Origin of the sequence: Variovorax sp. V213, assembly GCF_041154455.1 — a bacterium.
Lineage (GTDB): Bacteria > Pseudomonadota > Gammaproteobacteria > Burkholderiales > Burkholderiaceae_C > Variovorax.
Map to the genome: position 1 here is coordinate 1,135,335 of NZ_AP028664.1, position 15,044 is coordinate 1,150,378.

Here is a 15,044-nt window from a genome sequence, read left to right on the forward strand (position 1 = left end):
GCGCCGGCGGGCCGGGCCGCAGCCCGCTGCGGCGCTTCAGCGCCGGGCGCGCGGCAGCGCCACCGGCGCCAGCGTGGCGCGCAGCCGGGCCGGCGCGTCGGGCTCGGCCGCGGTCTCCACCTCGAGCGAGCGTTCGACATTGCCGATGTGTTCGATCATCAGCGTGCGCGCCCTGGCCGTGTCGCCGGCCTCCAGTGCGGCGACGATGGCGCCATGCTCCGCGCACGATTGCCCGGCTTCGTGCTTCGACTGGTAGAGCGTGGCCGCCAGCGTCGTGCGGGCCGTCAGGTCGCGCAGCACGTCGACCAGCAATTGGTGCCCCATCTGCTCGGCGAGGCAGACATGAAAGTCCGCCAGCAGGAAAGCGCGGGTGGCGGCGTCGGCGGCCTCGATGGCACGCCGCTCGTCGGCAATGTGGTCGCGCAGCTTGCGAATCACCTTTTGCAGCGGGCGGCCTTCGCTTTCGGCCAGGATGCCCGCTTCGACGATGCGCCGCGCCGAGAAGGCATCGCGCGCTTCTTCGGCCGAGGGCTCCACCACGTACCAGCCGCGGCGCGACTGCACCTCGACGAAGCCGCGTGCCTGCAGCTGCATGAGCGCCTCGCGCACCATGGTCCGGCTGACCGCGAAGTTCTCGGCCAGCGCCTGCTCGCCAAGCCGCTCGCCGGGCGCGAGCTTTTGCGCCAGGATGGCCTCGACCACGCGCTCCGCGATGGACGTGGGAGTGACGTCGGTGCTCATCGGTTTCAGCGGCCGCCGGCGCCCGCGCCCAAAGGCGCCGCCGGAAGTTCGGGCTCGGCCAGCGGCTCGTCGTCGGGCGAGTCGGTACCGTTGAGCACGGCGTGGGCGCGTTCGCGGTCGATGTCGCCTTCCCAGGCGGCGATAGCCACCGTGGCCACGCAATTGCCGATCAGGTTGCCCAGCGCGCGGGCGATGCCCATGAACCAGTCGACCGAAAGTACCAGCACCAGCCCGATGGCGGGAATGGCGGGAATCGCATGCAGCGTGGCCGCCAGCACCACGATGGCCGAGCCCGGCACGCCGTGTGCGCCCTTGGAGGTGACCAGCGCAATGGCCAGGATGGTCAGCAGGTCCGCCATCGAGATCGGCGTGTTGGTGGCCTGCGCGATGAACACGGCCGCCAGTGTGATGTAGATCGAGAACGCGTCCAGGTTGAACGAGTAGCCGGTGGGAATCACCAGGCCCACCGTCGAATCTCGGATGCCCATGCGGCGCAGCTTGGCCATGATCTGCGGCAGCACGCTGTCCGACGAGGTGGTGGCGAACACGATGGCGAGCTCTTCGCGCAGGTAGCGCAGCAGCTTCCACAGGCTGAAGCCAGACATGCGCATGACCAGCCCGAGCACCACGAACACGAAGATCAGCACCGCGCCGTAGAAGAGGGCGACCAGCATGCCGAGCTGCTTGAGCGAGCCGATGCCGTATTTGCCCACGGTGAAGGCAATGGCGCCCAGCACGCCGAGCGGCGCCAGCTTGATGATGATGCCCATGATCTTGAACAGCACCAGCGACAGCGCGTCCACCACCACGCCCACCGGCTTGCCGCGATCGCCCAGCAGCGACAGCGCGCAGCCGAACAGCACCGCGAACAGCAGCACCTGCAGCACGTCGCCGGTGGCGAAGGCGTTCACCACCGTGGTGGGAATCAGCTTCATCAGGAACTCGACCGTGCCTCCGCTCGTGAGCTTGTCGGCGTTCGAGGCATAGGCGCTCATGGCGGTGGCGTCGAGCTTGCCCGGGTCCACGTTCATGCCCACGCCGGGCTGGAACACGAAGGCCAGCACCAGGCCCATCGCCAGCGCGATGGTGGTCAGCACCTCGAAGTAGATCAGCGCTTTCACGCCGACCCGGCCCACGCGCTTCAGGTCGCCCGCTCCGGCGATGCCGTGCACCACCACGCAGAACACCAGCACCGGGATGATCATCTTGATCAGCTTGATGAAGCCGTCGCCGAGCGGCTTGAGCTTGACGGCGAATTCCGGCACGAAGAGTCCGGCCAGCACGCCGAGCACCAGCGCGATGACGACCTGGCCGAATAAGGATTTGACGAAGCGGGGCATGGGAAGAACCTTCCAAGCAGTTGAATGCAAGATCAACCAAATCTTGCATACAAGCAATGTAGGCAACAGCTGCCCCGGCCGGGGAGAGGGTATTCCCGGGCTCGACCCCCTGCCTACGGGGAATTAAGTTGTGGACTGGGGAATAAAGCTCTGGACTTTCTACGACGCGGGAGGCGTGCAACTCAACCACCGCGCGTGGAACCGCACCGGCAGCACCAGCAGCAACCGCGCGCATCTGGCTGGCGCCGGTCTGGGTGTGGGCTGGGCGACGGACAAGCTGGCGTTCTCGCTCACCTCGGCCTGGGCCACCGAGGGCCGGGCCAGCGATGGCCGCCGCGGCGCGCGGCTGTGGGCGCAGGCGACCGTGGCGTTCTGAATCGCTGCAGCTTCTTCGCCTACTTGTCGTGATGCAGGTACGTCGCCTGCTTCGGCAACAGCAAGCTCACCAGGAACGCCACCCCCATCATCGCCGTCACGTACCAGTAGAAGTACGACTCGTGCCCGATCGACTTCAGCCCCAGCGCCACGTATTCCGCGCTGCCGCCGAAGATGGCATTGCCTATCGCGTACGACAGGCCCACGCCCAGCGCACGAATCTCGGGCGGGAACATCTCCGCCTTCACGATCCCGCTGATCGAGGTGTAGAAGCTGACGACTGCCAGCGCGAGCGTGATCAGCATGCCGGCCACCAGCGGGCTGCCGACGTTCTGCAGGTTGCTCAGCACCGGCACCGTCATCAGCGCGCCCAGCGCACCGAACAGCAGCATGTTGCTGCGGCGGCCGATGCGGTCCGACAGCGCGCCGAACAGCGGCTGCATGCACATGTAGATGAACAGGCAGGCGGTCATCACGTTGCTGGCGGTCTTGATCGACATGCCGGCCGAGTTCACCAGGTACTTCTGCATGTAGGTGGTGAAGGTGTAGAAGATCAGCGAGCCGCCGGCCGTGTAGCCCAGCACCACGAAGAAGGCGCGCTTGTGGTTCGTGAACAGTTCGCGCATCGTGCCCGCGCCCTTGGCGGCGCGGGTCTTGGTGCTGGCGGTTTCGGTCAGCGTGCGGCGCAGCATGAGGGCGACCACCGCGGCGATGGCGCCGATGACGAAGGGAATGCGCCAGCCCCAGCTCTTGAGCTCGGCTTCGTCGAGCACCTGCTGCAGCACCACCACGACAACCACCGCCAGCAGTTGCCCGCCGATCAGCGTGACGTACTGGAACGACGAGAAGAAGCCGCGCTGGCCGCGCATGGCCACTTCGCTCATGTAGGTGGCGGTGGTGCCGTATTCGCCACCGACCGACAGGCCCTGCAGCAGCCGCGCGGCCAGCAGCAGCGCGGGCGCGGCGGCACCGATCTGCGCATAGGTCGGCAGGCAGGCGATGACCAGCGAGCCCACGCACATCATGACGACCGAGGTCACCATCGAAGTCTTGCGGCCCTTGCGGTCGGCCAGGCGCCCGAACAGCCAGCCGCCGATCGGGCGCATGAGAAAACCGGCGGCGAACACGCCGGCGGTGTTCAGCAGTTGCACGGTGGGGTCCGACTTGGGGAAGAACGCCGGCGCGAAATAGATGGCGCAGAAGGCGTAGACGTAGAAGTCGAACCACTCCACCAGGTTGCCGGACGAGGCGGCAAAGATGGCGAAGATGCGCTTGCGCTTTTCTTCGAAGGTGTAGGGGGTGTTGTTGGCGGCGGTCGCGTCGGGGCTGGAGGCGCCGGCGGTGCTCGCACTTGCGATGGCGGTCATGGAAAGGGGTCCTTGTCTCTGGCTGCGGCCTGCCGCGAAACCACGCGAAGCCGTTCCGCCGAGTCTGTCCGGCTGCCGCCGTGCTGTCGTCCGTAGCCGGCCGCCGCGGGGCTACGTAGCGGTACGCAAGGGTAAATACCTAGAAATGCTTGCGGGCGCGACGCGGAGGCGCTAGAGAGCGTGTTCGCGCAGAAACCGGTCCAGCTGGTGGCTGTTCGCCAGCCCCAGCTTGGCGAACACGTGGGCGCGGTGGGTTTCCACCGTGCGCTGCTCCAGCGGTGCCAGCTCCAGGGCGATCTGTTTGTTGGGCTTGCCCTCGGCCACCAGCCGGGCCACCTGCATCTCGCGCGGCGTGAGCTTGGCCCACAGCGCCTGCGCCGCCTGGCGGGCCTGCCGGCGCACGGCGATCTCCTCGGCCTTCTGCAGGGCCCTGGCGATGCTGTCGAGCAGGCGTTCGTCGTTGCAGGGCTTCTCGAGCCAGCCGAAGGCGCCGTTCTGCACCGCCTCGACGGCCATGGGAATGTCGCCATGGCCGGACAGGAAGATCGCGACCAGCGGACTGTCCTGCGCGCGCAGCGCATCGAACACCTGCAGCCCGCTCACGCCTTCCATGCGCAGGTCCAGGATCACGCAGCCCGCGCGCTGCAGGTCGGCGCCGGCCAGGAAGGCCTCGCCGGAGGCAAAGGTCTGCACCGCGTAGCCGCGCGACAGCAGCAACAGGCCCAGCGAGCGGCGCACGGCCTCGTCGTCGTCCACCACGCACAGGTTGTTGGCAAGAGCGGTCACGGGGGTGAGATTTCCAGTTCGAGGGTGAAAACTGTGCCACCACCGGCCCGGTTGGCAAAGGACAGCCGGCCGCGATGGGCCTCGACGATGGTGCGGCAGATGTTCAGGCCCAGCCCCAGCCCGCCGGTCCTGGTGGTGAAGAAGGGCGCGAACACCTGCTCGGCCAGCGCGGCGTCGATGCCCGGCCCGCGATCGGCCACGCGGATGTGCATGCGTCCTTCCCGCACCTCGGCCTCGATCTCGACGAGCCGCTGTTCCGGCGGCGTGGCCTGCATGGCATGCAGGCTGTTGGACAGCAGGTTCAGCAGCACCTGCTCCAGAAGCACACGGTCGCCGCGCACCTCGGGCAGCCCCGCAGGCATGCGAACCTCGGCGCGCGCCTGGCGTATCCGCATCTCCCCCTGCAGCAGCGCCAGCGCGTTGGCGACCAGCGCCGCCACCGCGCAATCCTCGGTGCCGACGGTGCGCTGGCGCACGAAGCCGCGGATGCGCCGCACGATCTCGGCGCTGCGCTGGGCCTGGGCCATGGTCTCGTCGAGGCTGCTGACCAGCAGCGACTGGTTGCCTTGCTCCGCAAAGGCCTTGGCGGCGCTCGCGAAATTGCTCAGCGCCATCAGCGGCTGGTTCAGCTCATGGGCCAGGGTGGAGGCCATCTCGCCCAGGCTGGCGAGGCGCTGGGCATGCTGCAACTGCTCGTCGTTCTGGCGCTGGCGCAGTTCTGCGCGCTTCTGCTCGGTAATGTCCACCACCGAACTCATCCAGCCGCTGTGCTCGCCGTCGGCGTCGATGAGCGGTGCGGTGTAGACCATGGTGATCACCTCGTGCCCGTCGCGATGCCGCAGGCGCGACTCGAAACCGGAGCGCGTGGGCTGTCCGCTCATCATGGCGTCGTAGTGGCGCCAGTGCTGCGCCACGTCGTCGGGGTGCCAGTAGGGGTAGGGCGGAAGCCGGCCGAGCAGTTCGTCGGCGCCGTAGCCGGTCATCTCGCAGAAGGCGGGGTTGACGTAGATGATGCGGCCCTCCAGGTCGCGTGCGCGCATGCCCACCAGCAGCGAGTCTTCCATCGCCTTGCGGAAGGCGTGGCCTCGTCGAGCTCGTGGGTGCGCTCGCGCACGCGCAGTTCCAGGTCGCGCCGCGCATCGCGCTGTTCGGCGAAGCGCCGCTCGCGCAGCTGCCAGTACAGCCCGCCCAGCAGCAGCACGCCCGCGCACAGCAGGCCCAGCATCCAGGTGCGTTCGCGTGCGCGGGTGACCTCCGAATGGTCGGCCATCACCGTCAGCGTCCAGCCCAGGTCCGGCAGCGGCTCGTCGAGCGCGAGAAAGCGGCGCGTCTTGCCGCCGATGTCGGTTCGCACGAGGTACCCTGGCTCCCCGTTCTTGCGCTCCACCGTCCATGGCAGCGGCGAGAAGCCGGCGCGGGCGCCGTACTGCTGGTCGCGCTTCATGCCGTCCAGGTCGGCGGCGCCGAGGGGCCGCGTGGCCTGGTACATCCATGCCGGCACCGAGCTCAGGAACACGATGCCGCGCGCGTCGGTCAGCAGGATCGGTTCGCGCGCGAAGGCCCAGGCTTCCTGGAGCTGGCGCAGGCTGATCTTGACCGTCAGCACGCCCAGCACGGTGCCGGCATCGGAGCGCACCGGCGCGGACATGAAGAGCCCCGGCTCGCCGGTGGTCTGCCCCACGCCGTAGAAGAGGCCGCTGCGGCCCGCGCGCGCGTCGATGAAGTAGGGCCGGTTGGCATAGGACTCGCCGACAAAGCTCTGCGGCGTTGCCCAGTTGCTTGCCGCCAGAGTGAGCCCCTCCAGGTCGATCAGGTAGAGCGCGTCCGAGCCCGCGTGGCGATTCACTTCCTCGATGTAGCGGTTGGCGCGCTGCTGCGCCGCGGGGTCCCGCGGATGGGCCAGCACGCCGAAGACGTCCGGGTGCATGCCCGCGGTGCGCGGGAGGTAGCCGTACTTTCCGGCGGCATCGCGCAGGCCCAGTGCATGGACTTCCATGGCGCGGCGGATCGAGTCGGCCTGGAAGTTCGCTTCGCGGCTCGCGGCCCACTGGGCTGCGAGACCGATCAGCAGCAGCGCCAGTGCAAGGGCGGCCGCCCATGCGGCTATCGCCCGGTAGCGGCGGCGCGGGCGGGTTGGGGGTGGCGCAGGGGCGGGCGTGATGGGCGGCATGGAAGACAGGGGCCGACCGGCGCGGCGAGCAGAATTTTGCCCTGATCGCCGGAAGGCCCCCGGATGCCGCAGGCGCGCGGGCGTTGTCCAATGCTTCGGCCGACTCGGCGCCTCCCGCCGGCCCGACAATGGCGGCCCCCGCAGCACGACGAGAATCCGATGAGACCCGACCTCGATTCGCTGGCGCTTTTCCTGCGCGCCATTGAGCACGGCAGCCTGTCGAAGGCCGCCGCCGAGAGCCACATGGTGCTGTCGGCCGCGAGCCGCCGCCTGGCCATTCTCGAAGGCCACCTGGGCGTTGCGCTGCTCAACCGCACCTCGAAGGGCGTGACGCCCACCGGTGCCGGCGAATCGCTCGCCATGCATGCGCGCCAGATCCTGCGCGACGTCGACCGCATGCGCGCCGACCTGTCTGACTACGCCCAGGGTGCCACCGGCCGCGTGCGGCTGCATGCCAATGCATCGGCCATGGGCCAGTTCCTGCCCGACGACGTGGCGAGCTTTCGCCAGCGCTACCCCGAGATCCGCGTGAGCGTGGAAGAGCACCGCAGCGTCTACATCGTGCAGGCCATTCGCGACCGGCAGGCCGACGTGGGCGTCATCACCAGCGAGGCGGCAGACCCCGCGCTCAACTTCATTCCCTACCGCACCGACAGGCTGGTGGCCATCGTGCGGCAGAAGCATCCGTGGCGCGGGCGCGAGGTGTCGTTCGAGGAACTGCTCGACTTCGATTTCGTGGGGCTGGAAGACGACTCGGCCATCTCCCGCACGATGGAAGACGCCGCCATGAGCGCGCGAAAGGTGCTGAAGCTGCGAGTGCGGGTAAAGAGCTTCGAGGCCGTGTGCCGGATGATCGAGGCAGGCATGGGCGTGGGCATCCTGCCCGAGGGGGCCGCGGTGACTTACCGCAAGGAGATGAAGCTGCGCTTCATCAATCTCACCGACGCGTGGGCGTCACGCCGCATGTACCTGTGCACGCGGCAGGAGGCGTTGAGTTTTCCGCAGCGCCGGCTTGTCGATCACTTGCTGGCGCGTGGGATGCCTTAGGAGGCACCCGGGGTGCGATCACGCCGACGTGGACATTCGCGCAGGGGAGTACCAGGTGACCCGCCTCGAACGAACGCACCAGGAAACGATCAGCGCAGCGCTTCAACCAGATCGAGCACCATCCGGTCAGGCCCGAACTTCTCGACGCCGTGCGTCAAAAGCGCATCGACGGCCTGCGCGATGCCGTGGCTGGCAGACGACTGCTCCGCCATGTCGTTATAGTACCCCAGGTCCTTCTTGGCATTGGCCATCGAGAACTTCAGCGAGTCGGTGCTGCCGGTCAAGAGCTTGGGCTTGACGCGCTCCAGCGCCACGCCGTTGCCACCGCCCCTGGCGAGCACGTCGACGAACACATCGGCCTTCACGCCGGCACGTTCTGCACAAGCCGCGGCTTCGCACAGCAGTGCCACTGTGCCCAGCGACACGAAGTTGTGCAGCAGCTTCATCGCATGACCCGCGCCGATGCCGCCCACGTGCGTGATGTTCTCGGCAAAGCAGCGCAGCAGCGGCAGGCACGAGGCCAGCACCTCGGCGTCGCCGCCCACCAGCAGGTTCAGCCGGCCTTCGGCTGCTTCCTTCGCGGTGCGGGTCATCGGTGCATCGATGAACTTGCCGCCCTTGGCGCTCACCGCTTCCGCCACCTTGGCAGTGGAGGCGGGCACGGCCGTCGAGCAGTCGATCACCACCGTGTCGGGGCGCAACGCAGTCAATGCACCCTTGTCGCCCAGCATCACAGCCTCGACCTGCGGCGTGCCGGTAACGCAGAGGATCAACACGTCGACCTGCGCGGCCAGCGCGGCCACGTCTTTCACCGAAGTGGCGCCGGCCTTCAGCAGGCCGTCGATGGGCTGGTTGCCCGCGTGCTCCAGCACGGTGAGCTGGTGGCCGTGCTTGACGATGTTGCTGGCGATGCCGTGGCCCATCAGGCCGACGCCGACGAGGCCCACGCGGCGCGGGGCTTGTTGCTGTTCAGTGCTTGTCATTGATTCATCCGTGCTTGATGGCGATGGTCTTGAGGGTCGTGAATCCGAGCAGGGCCTCGAAGCCCTTCTCGCGGCCGAAGCCGCTGGATTTCACGCCGCCGAAAGGCAGTTCTACACCACCCGCCGCACCGTAATTGTTGACGAAGACCTGGCCGCAGTGCAGCCTGTGCGCCATGCGCAACTGGCGCGCGCCGTCGCGGGTCCACACGCCGGCCACCAGGCCGAACTCTGTGCCGTTGGCCAGGCGCACCGCCTCGGCCTCGTCGGCGAAGGGCATCACGACCAGCACCGGGCCGAAGATCTCGCGCTGCGCCAGGTCGCTTTCGTGCGGCACGTTGCGAAACAGCACGGCCTCCTGGTAGTAGCCGGTGGCCGATGCGTTGGGGGACACCGTGCCCCGCGCCGCCACCTTCAGGCCGTTGGCCTCGGCCGTCGCGACCATGTCGCGCACCTGGCGGAACTGCTTCTCGTTGATGAGCGGACCCATGTCGAGGTCTTCGGCAGGCGTGCCCGCGCGAACGGCCGCGAAGCGCTTCGCGAGCCGCTGCACCACCTCTTCGTAGACCGATTGCTCGACCAGCACGCGGCTGCCCGCCGAGCAGGTCTGGCCGGCGTTCTGGATGATGGCGTTGACCAGTACTGGTTCGGCCGCGTCCAGGTCGGCGTCGGCGAACACGATCTGCGGCGACTTGCCGCCCAGCTCCAGCGTTACCGGGCAGTGGCGCCCGGCCGCGGCCAGGCCCACGCTGCGACCCGTCGTGGTCGAGCCGGTGAACGAGATGTGGTCGATGCCCGGGTGCTCGCATAGCGCGGCGCCGGCTTCCTTGCCGTAGCCCGTCACCACGTTGAGCGCACCGGCCGGGAAGCCCACTTCGGTCGCGATCTCGGCCAGCCGCAGCAGAGAGAGGCTCGCGTCCTCGGCCGGCTTCACCACGCAGGCGTTACCCGCGGCGAGCGACGCGCCCACGCTGCGGCCCGCGATCTGCATCGGGTAGTTCCAGGGGATGATGTGGCCCGTCACGCCATGCGGAATGCGCACCGTCAGCACGGTGTAGCCGCGCTCGTAGGGCAGGGTGTCGCCGTGCAGCTTGTCGCAGGCACCGGCGTAGTACTCCATGTAGCGGGCCAGCGCGGTCGCGTCGTTGCGCGCCACGCGCAGCGCCTTGCCGGTGTCGCGGGCTTCGAGCTGCGCGAGTTCTTCGTGGTGCTGCATCACGGCGGCGCCCAGCTTGGCGAGCAGCCGGCCACGCTCCAGCGCGGTCATTGCGCCCCAGGGACCGTCGAAGTTCGCGCCCATGGCTTGGCGGGCGGCGCGCACGGCCGTGTCGATGTCGGCGGCCGTGCCGCGCGCGATCTGTCCGAATTTCTGGCCGTCGCTCGGGTCGATCACGTCGATGGTGGCGTTGCCTTCGGACGGCACGTGGCGGCCGTCGATGTAGTGGGTGGCGTGCATGGGGTCATGTCTCCTTGTGGCGGATCACTTCGGTTCCGGCCAGGGCTTTTGCGCTTCGCGGATCTGCTCGAAGGCGCGGCTGAACTGCAGCACGCCAAGGTCGTCGAAGCGGCGGCCGGCAATCTGCAGGCCGATGGGCAGGCCCTCGGCCGAGTAGCCGCAATTGATCGAAGCAGCAGGCTGCTCCGACATGTTGTAGGGCACCGTGAAGCCGATGTGCTCCATCGACAGCAGCGGGTTGTTGGTCGGCGAGGCATGGTCAGCGGGGGCGGGCATGTTCGGCGACACCGGCGAGATCACGAAATCGTAGGCCTTGGTGGCGGCGACGGTGGCCGCGCGCGTGGCGATGAACTGGCTGTAGGCGTCGAAGATGTGCTCGCCGGAGAACCCGGCCGCGCTCTCGGCCCAGGCGCGGATGTACGGCAGGATCTTCGCGCGCTTCTCGGCGGCCATGGCCTGCGTGTCGATGAACGAGCGCATGCGCCAGAAGTGGTCCATGCCCTGCAGCATCTTCGGCGTCATGAAAGGCTTGATCTCCTCGACCAGCGCGCCTGCCGCCTCGATGCGCTTCGCCGCGCGGCGCACCGCTTCGGCGATCTGCGAGTCGAGCGGCAGGCCGCAGCCCGCGTCCATGTGCAGTGCCACGCGCTTGTCCCTGAGGAACGACGGGTCGACTTCGAAGGTCGTCCAGTCGATGCCCGGCGCCGGCAGTTCCGAATAGTCGCGGTCGTCGGGCTGCGCGACCGAGGCCATCATCAGCGCCGAGTCGGCCACAGTGCGCGTCATCGGTCCGGCGCAGCGGCCCATGTAGGGCGTGCTCAGCGGAATGCGCCCGAAACTGGGCTTGAGCGTGTAGATGCCGCACCAGCTGGCCGGCAGGCGCAGCGAGCCGCCGATGTCCGTGCCCACGTGCAGCGGACCATAGCCTGCGGCAGCTGCAGCGCCCGCGCCCGCGCTGGAGCCGCCCGGCGTGCGCGACAGGTCCCACGGGTTGCGCGAGAGTTCGTGAAAGCTCGACAGGCCCGACGACAGCATGCCCAGGTCGGGCATCGTCGTCTTGGCGACCAGCACCGTGCCATCTTCCTTCAGGCGCGCGGCGGGCGGGGAGTCCTGCGCCATCGGCACCAGGTCGTAAGCTGCGGTGCCCAGCGGCATCGGGTCGCCTTCGGTCGCGAGGTTGTCCTTGATGGTCACGGGCACGCCGTCGAGCGTGCCGCGCGGCGTGCCGGCCAGCCAGCGCGCTTCGCACGCGCGGGCCTGTTCGAGCGCGAGCTCGGGGCGGAACAGCCAGGTCGCGTGCAGTTCGGGCTCGCAGGCTGCGATGCGCTCGTTGACCGAGCGCGCCACTTCCACCGGCGAGAGTTCCTTGGCGGCATAGGCTGCGTGCAGCTCCTGCACGCTCAGGGCATAGAGAGGCTTCGTCATCGCGTCAGGCCCAGTAGATCGCGGCCAGGTCGTTCACCACGATCGGCATGCTCGGCCACAGGCCCTTCACTTCCTTGCGCGCGATGGTCGGAAACACCGCCTGGTACAGGAAGCCGTTGACCGCGTCGGCCGCCAGCTGGCGCTGGGCCTCGGCCAGCAGGTCGGCGCGGCGCTTCTTGTTCTCTTCGTTCTGGATGGCGACGAACAGGTCGCGGAACTTCTTCGAGTCGTAGCCCCAGTAGTAGTCGGGCTCGGTGTACTTCACGAGGTCGAAGGGCTCCACGTGCGCGACCATCGTCAGGTCGAAGTCGTGCGCGCCGCCGAAGGTGCCGCTGAGCCACTGGGCCCATTCGACGTTCTGGATCTTCACGTCGATGCCGATCTGCGCGAGTTGCGCTGCGAGCATCTCGCCGCCCTGGCGTGCATACGAGGGCGGGGGCAATTGCAGGCGCAGTTCGAGCGGCGTCTTCACGCCGGCCTCGGCCAGCAGCTTCTTCGCCTTCTCGATGTCGTAGGGGTTCATCGCGGTGGTGTCGATGAAGCCCGGCGCGCCCAGGGCGTAGTGGCTGCCGATGGGCCTGCCGAAGCCGTCCGCCGCGCCCTGGATGATCGCGTTGCGGTCGATGGCCGCCAGGATCGCGCGGCGAACGCGCACGTCGTCCAGCGGCTTCTTGCGGTTGTTGATGGTCAGGATCACCTTGCCGCGCGTGCCGACCTCGATCACCTGGAAGCGCGGATTGCCCTTGAACTGACTCACCGATCGTGTGCCCGCGCGCGGGAAGATGTCGATATCGTTCGCCATCAGCGCGGCGGTCTGCGCGGCCGTGTCCGACATGAAGCGGAACACGAAGCGCTCGGTCTTCGCGAGATTCGGGTCGCGGTAGGTCGGCGACTTCACCAGCGTGCAAGAGGCGCCGCGCTGCCAGGCGCTCAGCTTGTACGGGCCGGTGCCGACCGGCGCGGTGACGTTGGTCTCGGCGCTCTTGGGCTCCACGATGCAGGCTGTCGATTGCCCCAGCATGAAAGGCAGGTCGGGGTTCGATAGCGTGCTGTTGACGCCCACCGTGTTCTCGTCGAGCACCACGGTGCTGATTTCGCTGAAGAAGCGCCTGTCCTTGTTGGTGCTCTTGGCGCCGCCCGCGCGGTCGAACGAGAACTTCACCGCCGACGCGTTGAAGGGCTGGCCGTTCTCGAAGCGAACGCCCTTGCGCAGCCTGAAGACGAAGGTCTTCATGTCGGGCGAAGACGACCAGCTCTCGGCCAGCATCGGCGTGACCGAGCCGTCGGCATTCACCTTGGTGAGCGTTTCGAAGATGTTGTACTGCGTGATCTCCGCGATGGCCGATGCGGCGCCGCTCGTCGGGTCCAAGCCTGGCGGTTCGAGCGGCATGCCGATCGTCAGCGTGTTCTTGCCGGCCTGCGCGCGCGCCTGGGGCAGGAAGACACCCGGGATTGCCGCGGCCATGGCGGAAGTCATGAGTGTGCGTCGCTTCAACATTCGATAGTTCCTGGAGGTGAGGGTGGTGGAGGAAAAGACCGTCCGTCCCGGCTAGCGGGACGGCGTGTGCAGAACAGCGGAAAGCAGGGTGCGCGTGTACTCGTGCTGGGCGTGCTGGAACAGGTCGGCCGGGCGGCCCCGTTCGACGATGCGGCCCTTGAAGACCACGCAGACCTCGTCGCACAGGTGGTTCACCACCGCGAGGTCATGGCTGATGAGCAGGTAGCTGATGCCGAACTGCTGCTGCAGGTCCTGCATGAGGTTGAGCACCTGGGCCTGCACCGATACGTCGAGCGCGCTCACGGGTTCGTCGGCCACGATGAGCTTGGGGCGCGTGATGAGCGCGCGCGCAATTGCAATCCGTTGGCGCTGCCCGCCCGAGAACTCGTGCGGGTACTTGTCCATGTCGGTGGTGCGCAGGCCCACGGCCGCCAGCGCCTCCGAGGCGCGCTCGCGCTGCACGGCGCGGCTGGTTTCGGCCAGCGCCTCGAGCGGCTCGGCCACGATGCGCGCCACGGTCTGGCGCGGATCGAGCGAGCCGTAAGGGTCCTGGAACACCATCTGGAAATCGCGCCGCGCCACGCGCAGCTCGCTCCGGGGCAGCTGGTGCAGGTCGCGGCCCAGCATGCGCACGCTGCCCGAGGTGGGTGTGTCGAGCGCCATCACCAGGCGCGCGATGGTCGATTTGCCCGAGCCCGATTCGCCGACGATGCCCACGCTCTTGCCGGCCTGCACCTCGAAGCTCACGCCATTGAGCGCCTTCACGGTCGGCGGCGGGCCGAAGAGCTTTTCGCGCGGCAGCGCGTAGTGGCGATAGAGGTTGTTCACGGCCAGCAGAGGCTGGCGGGCGGTGGTGGGGTGGCTCATGCGGTGGCCGCCTTGGCATTTGATTCAGCGATCTCGCCCAGTCGCAGGCAGCGCACCGCGTGGTCGTTCGGCAGCAGCGTCTCGCGCGGCCGCGTGCTCTGGCACAGGTCGACGGTGTGGGCGCAGCGGCCGGCAAAGGCGCAGCCGCGCGGCATGTCGACCAGCTCGGGCACGCTGCCGCGGATCGTGGGCAGCCGGCCGGCGCGCACCGCGCCGATGGCGGGCCGCGCCGCGAACAGGCCGCGCGTGTAGGGATGGGCGCGGCCGGCGAAGACCGTATCGGTCGGGCCACTCTCCACCGCGCTGCCGCCGTACATCACGAGCATGCGCTTCACGCTGTTGGCGATCACGCCGAGATCGTGTGAGATCAGGATCAGCGCCATGCCCATTTCCTTGACCAGGCCCTGGATCAGGTCGAGCACCTGCTTCTGGATGGTGACGTCGAGCGCGGTGGTGGGTTCGTCGGCAATCAGCAGGTCGGGCCCGCAGGCCAGGGCCATCGCGATGCCGATGCGCTGGCGCTGGCCGCCGGAGAACTGGTGCGGGTAGGCGTCGAGCCGCGAGGCCGCGTCGGGAATGCCCACGCGGTCGAGCAGGCTCAGTGCTTCCTTGCGTGCCTGCGCCTTCGTCAGACCGCGATGCAGCTGCAGCGGCTCGCCGACCTGGCGCGCGATGGTGTGCACCGGGTTCAGCGCCGTCATCGGCTCCTGGAAGATCATGCCGATGCGGTTGCCGCGGATCTGGCACATCTGCTTTTCGGGCAGTCCGACGAGCTCCTGACCGTCGAACTTGATGCTGCCCGTGACCTTGGCGCTGGACGGCAGCAGGCCCATGAGCGACATCACGGTGATCGACTTGCCGCAACCCGATTCGCCGACGATGCCCAGCGTTTCGCCGCGCTCCAGCGAGAACGAAATGCCACGCACGGCCTGCGCCGGTCCGCGCTGGGTCTGCAGGCCGATCTGGAGGTTGTTGACTTCGAGGAGGGGCAT

The 15,044-nt window shown here is 68.2% G+C and carries 14 protein-coding genes; 2 read left to right on the top strand and 12 right to left on the bottom strand.

Annotated features, from left to right (window positions below; translation table 11 throughout):
• Positions 1-36 precede the first annotated feature (36 nt).
• Positions 37-741, bottom strand: a complete 705-nt coding sequence (locus ACAM55_RS05560) for a GntR family transcriptional regulator (RefSeq protein ID WP_369655047.1) — start codon at positions 739-741, stop codon at positions 37-39.
• A 5-nt stretch (positions 742-746) separates the two neighbouring features.
• Positions 747-2,081 (bottom strand): C4-dicarboxylate transporter DctA, encoded by a 1,335-nt coding sequence (locus ACAM55_RS05565; protein ID WP_369655048.1) that lies wholly within the window; start codon positions 2,079-2,081, stop codon positions 747-749.
• A 130-nt stretch (positions 2,082-2,211) separates the two neighbouring features.
• Here ACAM55_RS05565 and ACAM55_RS05570 point away from each other — a divergent pair, with 130 nt between their 5' ends.
• Positions 2,212-2,457: a hypothetical protein gene (locus ACAM55_RS05570; RefSeq protein WP_369655049.1), complete on the top strand. Its 246-nt coding sequence runs from the start codon at positions 2,212-2,214 to the stop codon at positions 2,455-2,457.
• Positions 2,458-2,476: 19 nt separating this feature from the next.
• Here ACAM55_RS05570 and ACAM55_RS05575 read toward each other — a convergent pair whose 3' ends face one another.
• The 4 genes from ACAM55_RS05575 to ACAM55_RS05590 all read right to left on the bottom strand — a co-directional run bounded on the left by ACAM55_RS05575 (position 2,477) and on the right by ACAM55_RS05590 (position 6,779).
• The gene (locus ACAM55_RS05575) at positions 2,477-3,823 is read right to left on the bottom strand and encodes an MFS family transporter (protein WP_369655050.1); all 1,347 of its coding nucleotides are present in this window, start codon (positions 3,821-3,823) and stop codon (positions 2,477-2,479) included.
• Between the two features lie 171 nt (positions 3,824-3,994).
• Positions 3,995-4,609: a response regulator transcription factor gene (locus tag ACAM55_RS05580; RefSeq protein ID WP_369655051.1), complete on the bottom strand. Its 615-nt coding sequence runs from the start codon at positions 4,607-4,609 to the stop codon at positions 3,995-3,997.
• A complete protein-coding gene (locus tag ACAM55_RS05585) occupies positions 4,606-5,673 on the bottom strand; it encodes a sensor histidine kinase (RefSeq protein WP_369655052.1) in 1,068 nt (355 codons plus the stop codon). Before ACAM55_RS05585 ends, ACAM55_RS05580 begins: the two co-directional genes overlap by 4 nt.
• Entirely contained in the window at positions 5,589-6,779 is a 1,191-nt protein-coding gene (locus tag ACAM55_RS05590; protein WP_369655053.1) for a cache domain-containing protein, read from the bottom strand. Before ACAM55_RS05590 ends, ACAM55_RS05585 begins: the two co-directional genes overlap by 85 nt.
• Before the next feature lie 159 nt (positions 6,780-6,938).
• Here ACAM55_RS05590 and ACAM55_RS05595 point away from each other — a divergent pair, with 159 nt between their 5' ends.
• Positions 6,939-7,826, top strand: a complete 888-nt coding sequence (locus ACAM55_RS05595; protein ID WP_369655054.1) for a LysR family transcriptional regulator — start codon at positions 6,939-6,941, stop codon at positions 7,824-7,826.
• Positions 7,827-7,915: 89 nt separating this feature from the next.
• Here the strand turns inward: ACAM55_RS05595 and ACAM55_RS05600 are convergent, their stop codons facing one another.
• Genes ACAM55_RS05600 through ACAM55_RS05625 form a run of 6 tightly spaced genes read right to left on the bottom strand, consistent with a single transcriptional unit; the run spans position 7,916 to position 15,044 of the window.
• A complete protein-coding gene (locus ACAM55_RS05600; RefSeq protein WP_369655055.1) occupies positions 7,916-8,809 on the bottom strand; it encodes an NAD(P)-dependent oxidoreductase in 894 nt (297 codons plus the stop codon).
• A gap of 4 nt (positions 8,810-8,813) precedes the next feature.
• Complete coding sequence (locus ACAM55_RS05605; RefSeq protein ID WP_369655056.1) at positions 8,814-10,262, bottom strand: aldehyde dehydrogenase family protein; 1,449 nt, start codon at positions 10,260-10,262, stop codon at positions 8,814-8,816.
• Positions 10,263-10,286: 24 nt separating this feature from the next.
• Positions 10,287-11,687, bottom strand: coding sequence for an amidase (locus ACAM55_RS05610; RefSeq protein ID WP_369655057.1), 1,401 nt, complete (start codon positions 11,685-11,687; stop codon positions 10,287-10,289).
• 4 nt (positions 11,688-11,691) lie between these two features.
• Positions 11,692-13,185 carry an ABC transporter substrate-binding protein gene (locus ACAM55_RS05615; RefSeq protein ID WP_369655058.1) on the bottom strand — a complete coding sequence of 498 codons (1,494 nt, stop codon included), beginning with the start codon at positions 13,183-13,185 and terminating at the stop codon, positions 11,692-11,694.
• Between the two features lie 51 nt (positions 13,186-13,236).
• Positions 13,237-14,052 carry an ATP-binding cassette domain-containing protein gene (locus ACAM55_RS05620; RefSeq protein ID WP_369655059.1) on the bottom strand — a complete coding sequence of 272 codons (816 nt, stop codon included), beginning with the start codon at positions 14,050-14,052 and terminating at the stop codon, positions 13,237-13,239.
• The gene (locus tag ACAM55_RS05625) at positions 14,049-15,044 is read right to left on the bottom strand and encodes an ABC transporter ATP-binding protein (RefSeq protein WP_369655060.1); all 996 of its coding nucleotides are present in this window, start codon (positions 15,042-15,044) and stop codon (positions 14,049-14,051) included. The genes ACAM55_RS05620 and ACAM55_RS05625 overlap by 4 nt, the downstream gene beginning before the upstream one ends.

What these genes read in the sequence shown, in the direction of transcription:
- ACAM55_RS05560 (WP_369655047.1), bottom strand. Translation starts at nt 741, where the DNA reads ATGAGCACCGACGTCACTCCCACGTCCATCGCGGAGCGCGTGGTCGAG.
- ACAM55_RS05565 (WP_369655048.1), bottom strand. Translation starts at nt 2,081, where the DNA reads ATGCCCCGCTTCGTCAAATCCTTATTCGGCCAGGTCGTCATCGCGCTG.
- ACAM55_RS05575 (WP_369655050.1), bottom strand. Translation starts at nt 3,823, where the DNA reads ATGACCGCCATCGCAAGTGCGAGCACCGCCGGCGCCTCCAGCCCCGAC.
- ACAM55_RS05585 (WP_369655052.1), bottom strand. Translation starts at nt 5,673, where the DNA reads ATGGAAGACTCGCTGCTGGTGGGCATGCGCGCACGCGACCTGGAGGGC.
- ACAM55_RS05590 (WP_369655053.1), bottom strand. Translation starts at nt 6,779, where the DNA reads ATGCCGCCCATCACGCCCGCCCCTGCGCCACCCCCAACCCGCCCGCGC.
- ACAM55_RS05595 (WP_369655054.1), top strand. Translation starts at nt 6,939, where the DNA reads ATGAGACCCGACCTCGATTCGCTGGCGCTTTTCCTGCGCGCCATTGAG.
- ACAM55_RS05600 (WP_369655055.1), bottom strand. Translation starts at nt 8,809, where the DNA reads ATGACAAGCACTGAACAGCAACAAGCCCCGCGCCGCGTGGGCCTCGTC.
- ACAM55_RS05605 (WP_369655056.1), bottom strand. Translation starts at nt 10,262, where the DNA reads ATGCACGCCACCCACTACATCGACGGCCGCCACGTGCCGTCCGAAGGC.
- ACAM55_RS05610 (WP_369655057.1), bottom strand. Translation starts at nt 11,687, where the DNA reads ATGACGAAGCCTCTCTATGCCCTGAGCGTGCAGGAGCTGCACGCAGCC.
- ACAM55_RS05615 (WP_369655058.1), bottom strand. Translation starts at nt 13,185, where the DNA reads ATGTTGAAGCGACGCACACTCATGACTTCCGCCATGGCCGCGGCAATC.
- ACAM55_RS05620 (WP_369655059.1), bottom strand. Translation starts at nt 14,052, where the DNA reads ATGAGCCACCCCACCACCGCCCGCCAGCCTCTGCTGGCCGTGAACAAC.
- ACAM55_RS05625 (WP_369655060.1), bottom strand. Translation starts at nt 15,044, where the DNA reads ATGCCCCTCCTCGAAGTCAACAACCTCCAGATCGGCCTGCAGACCCAG.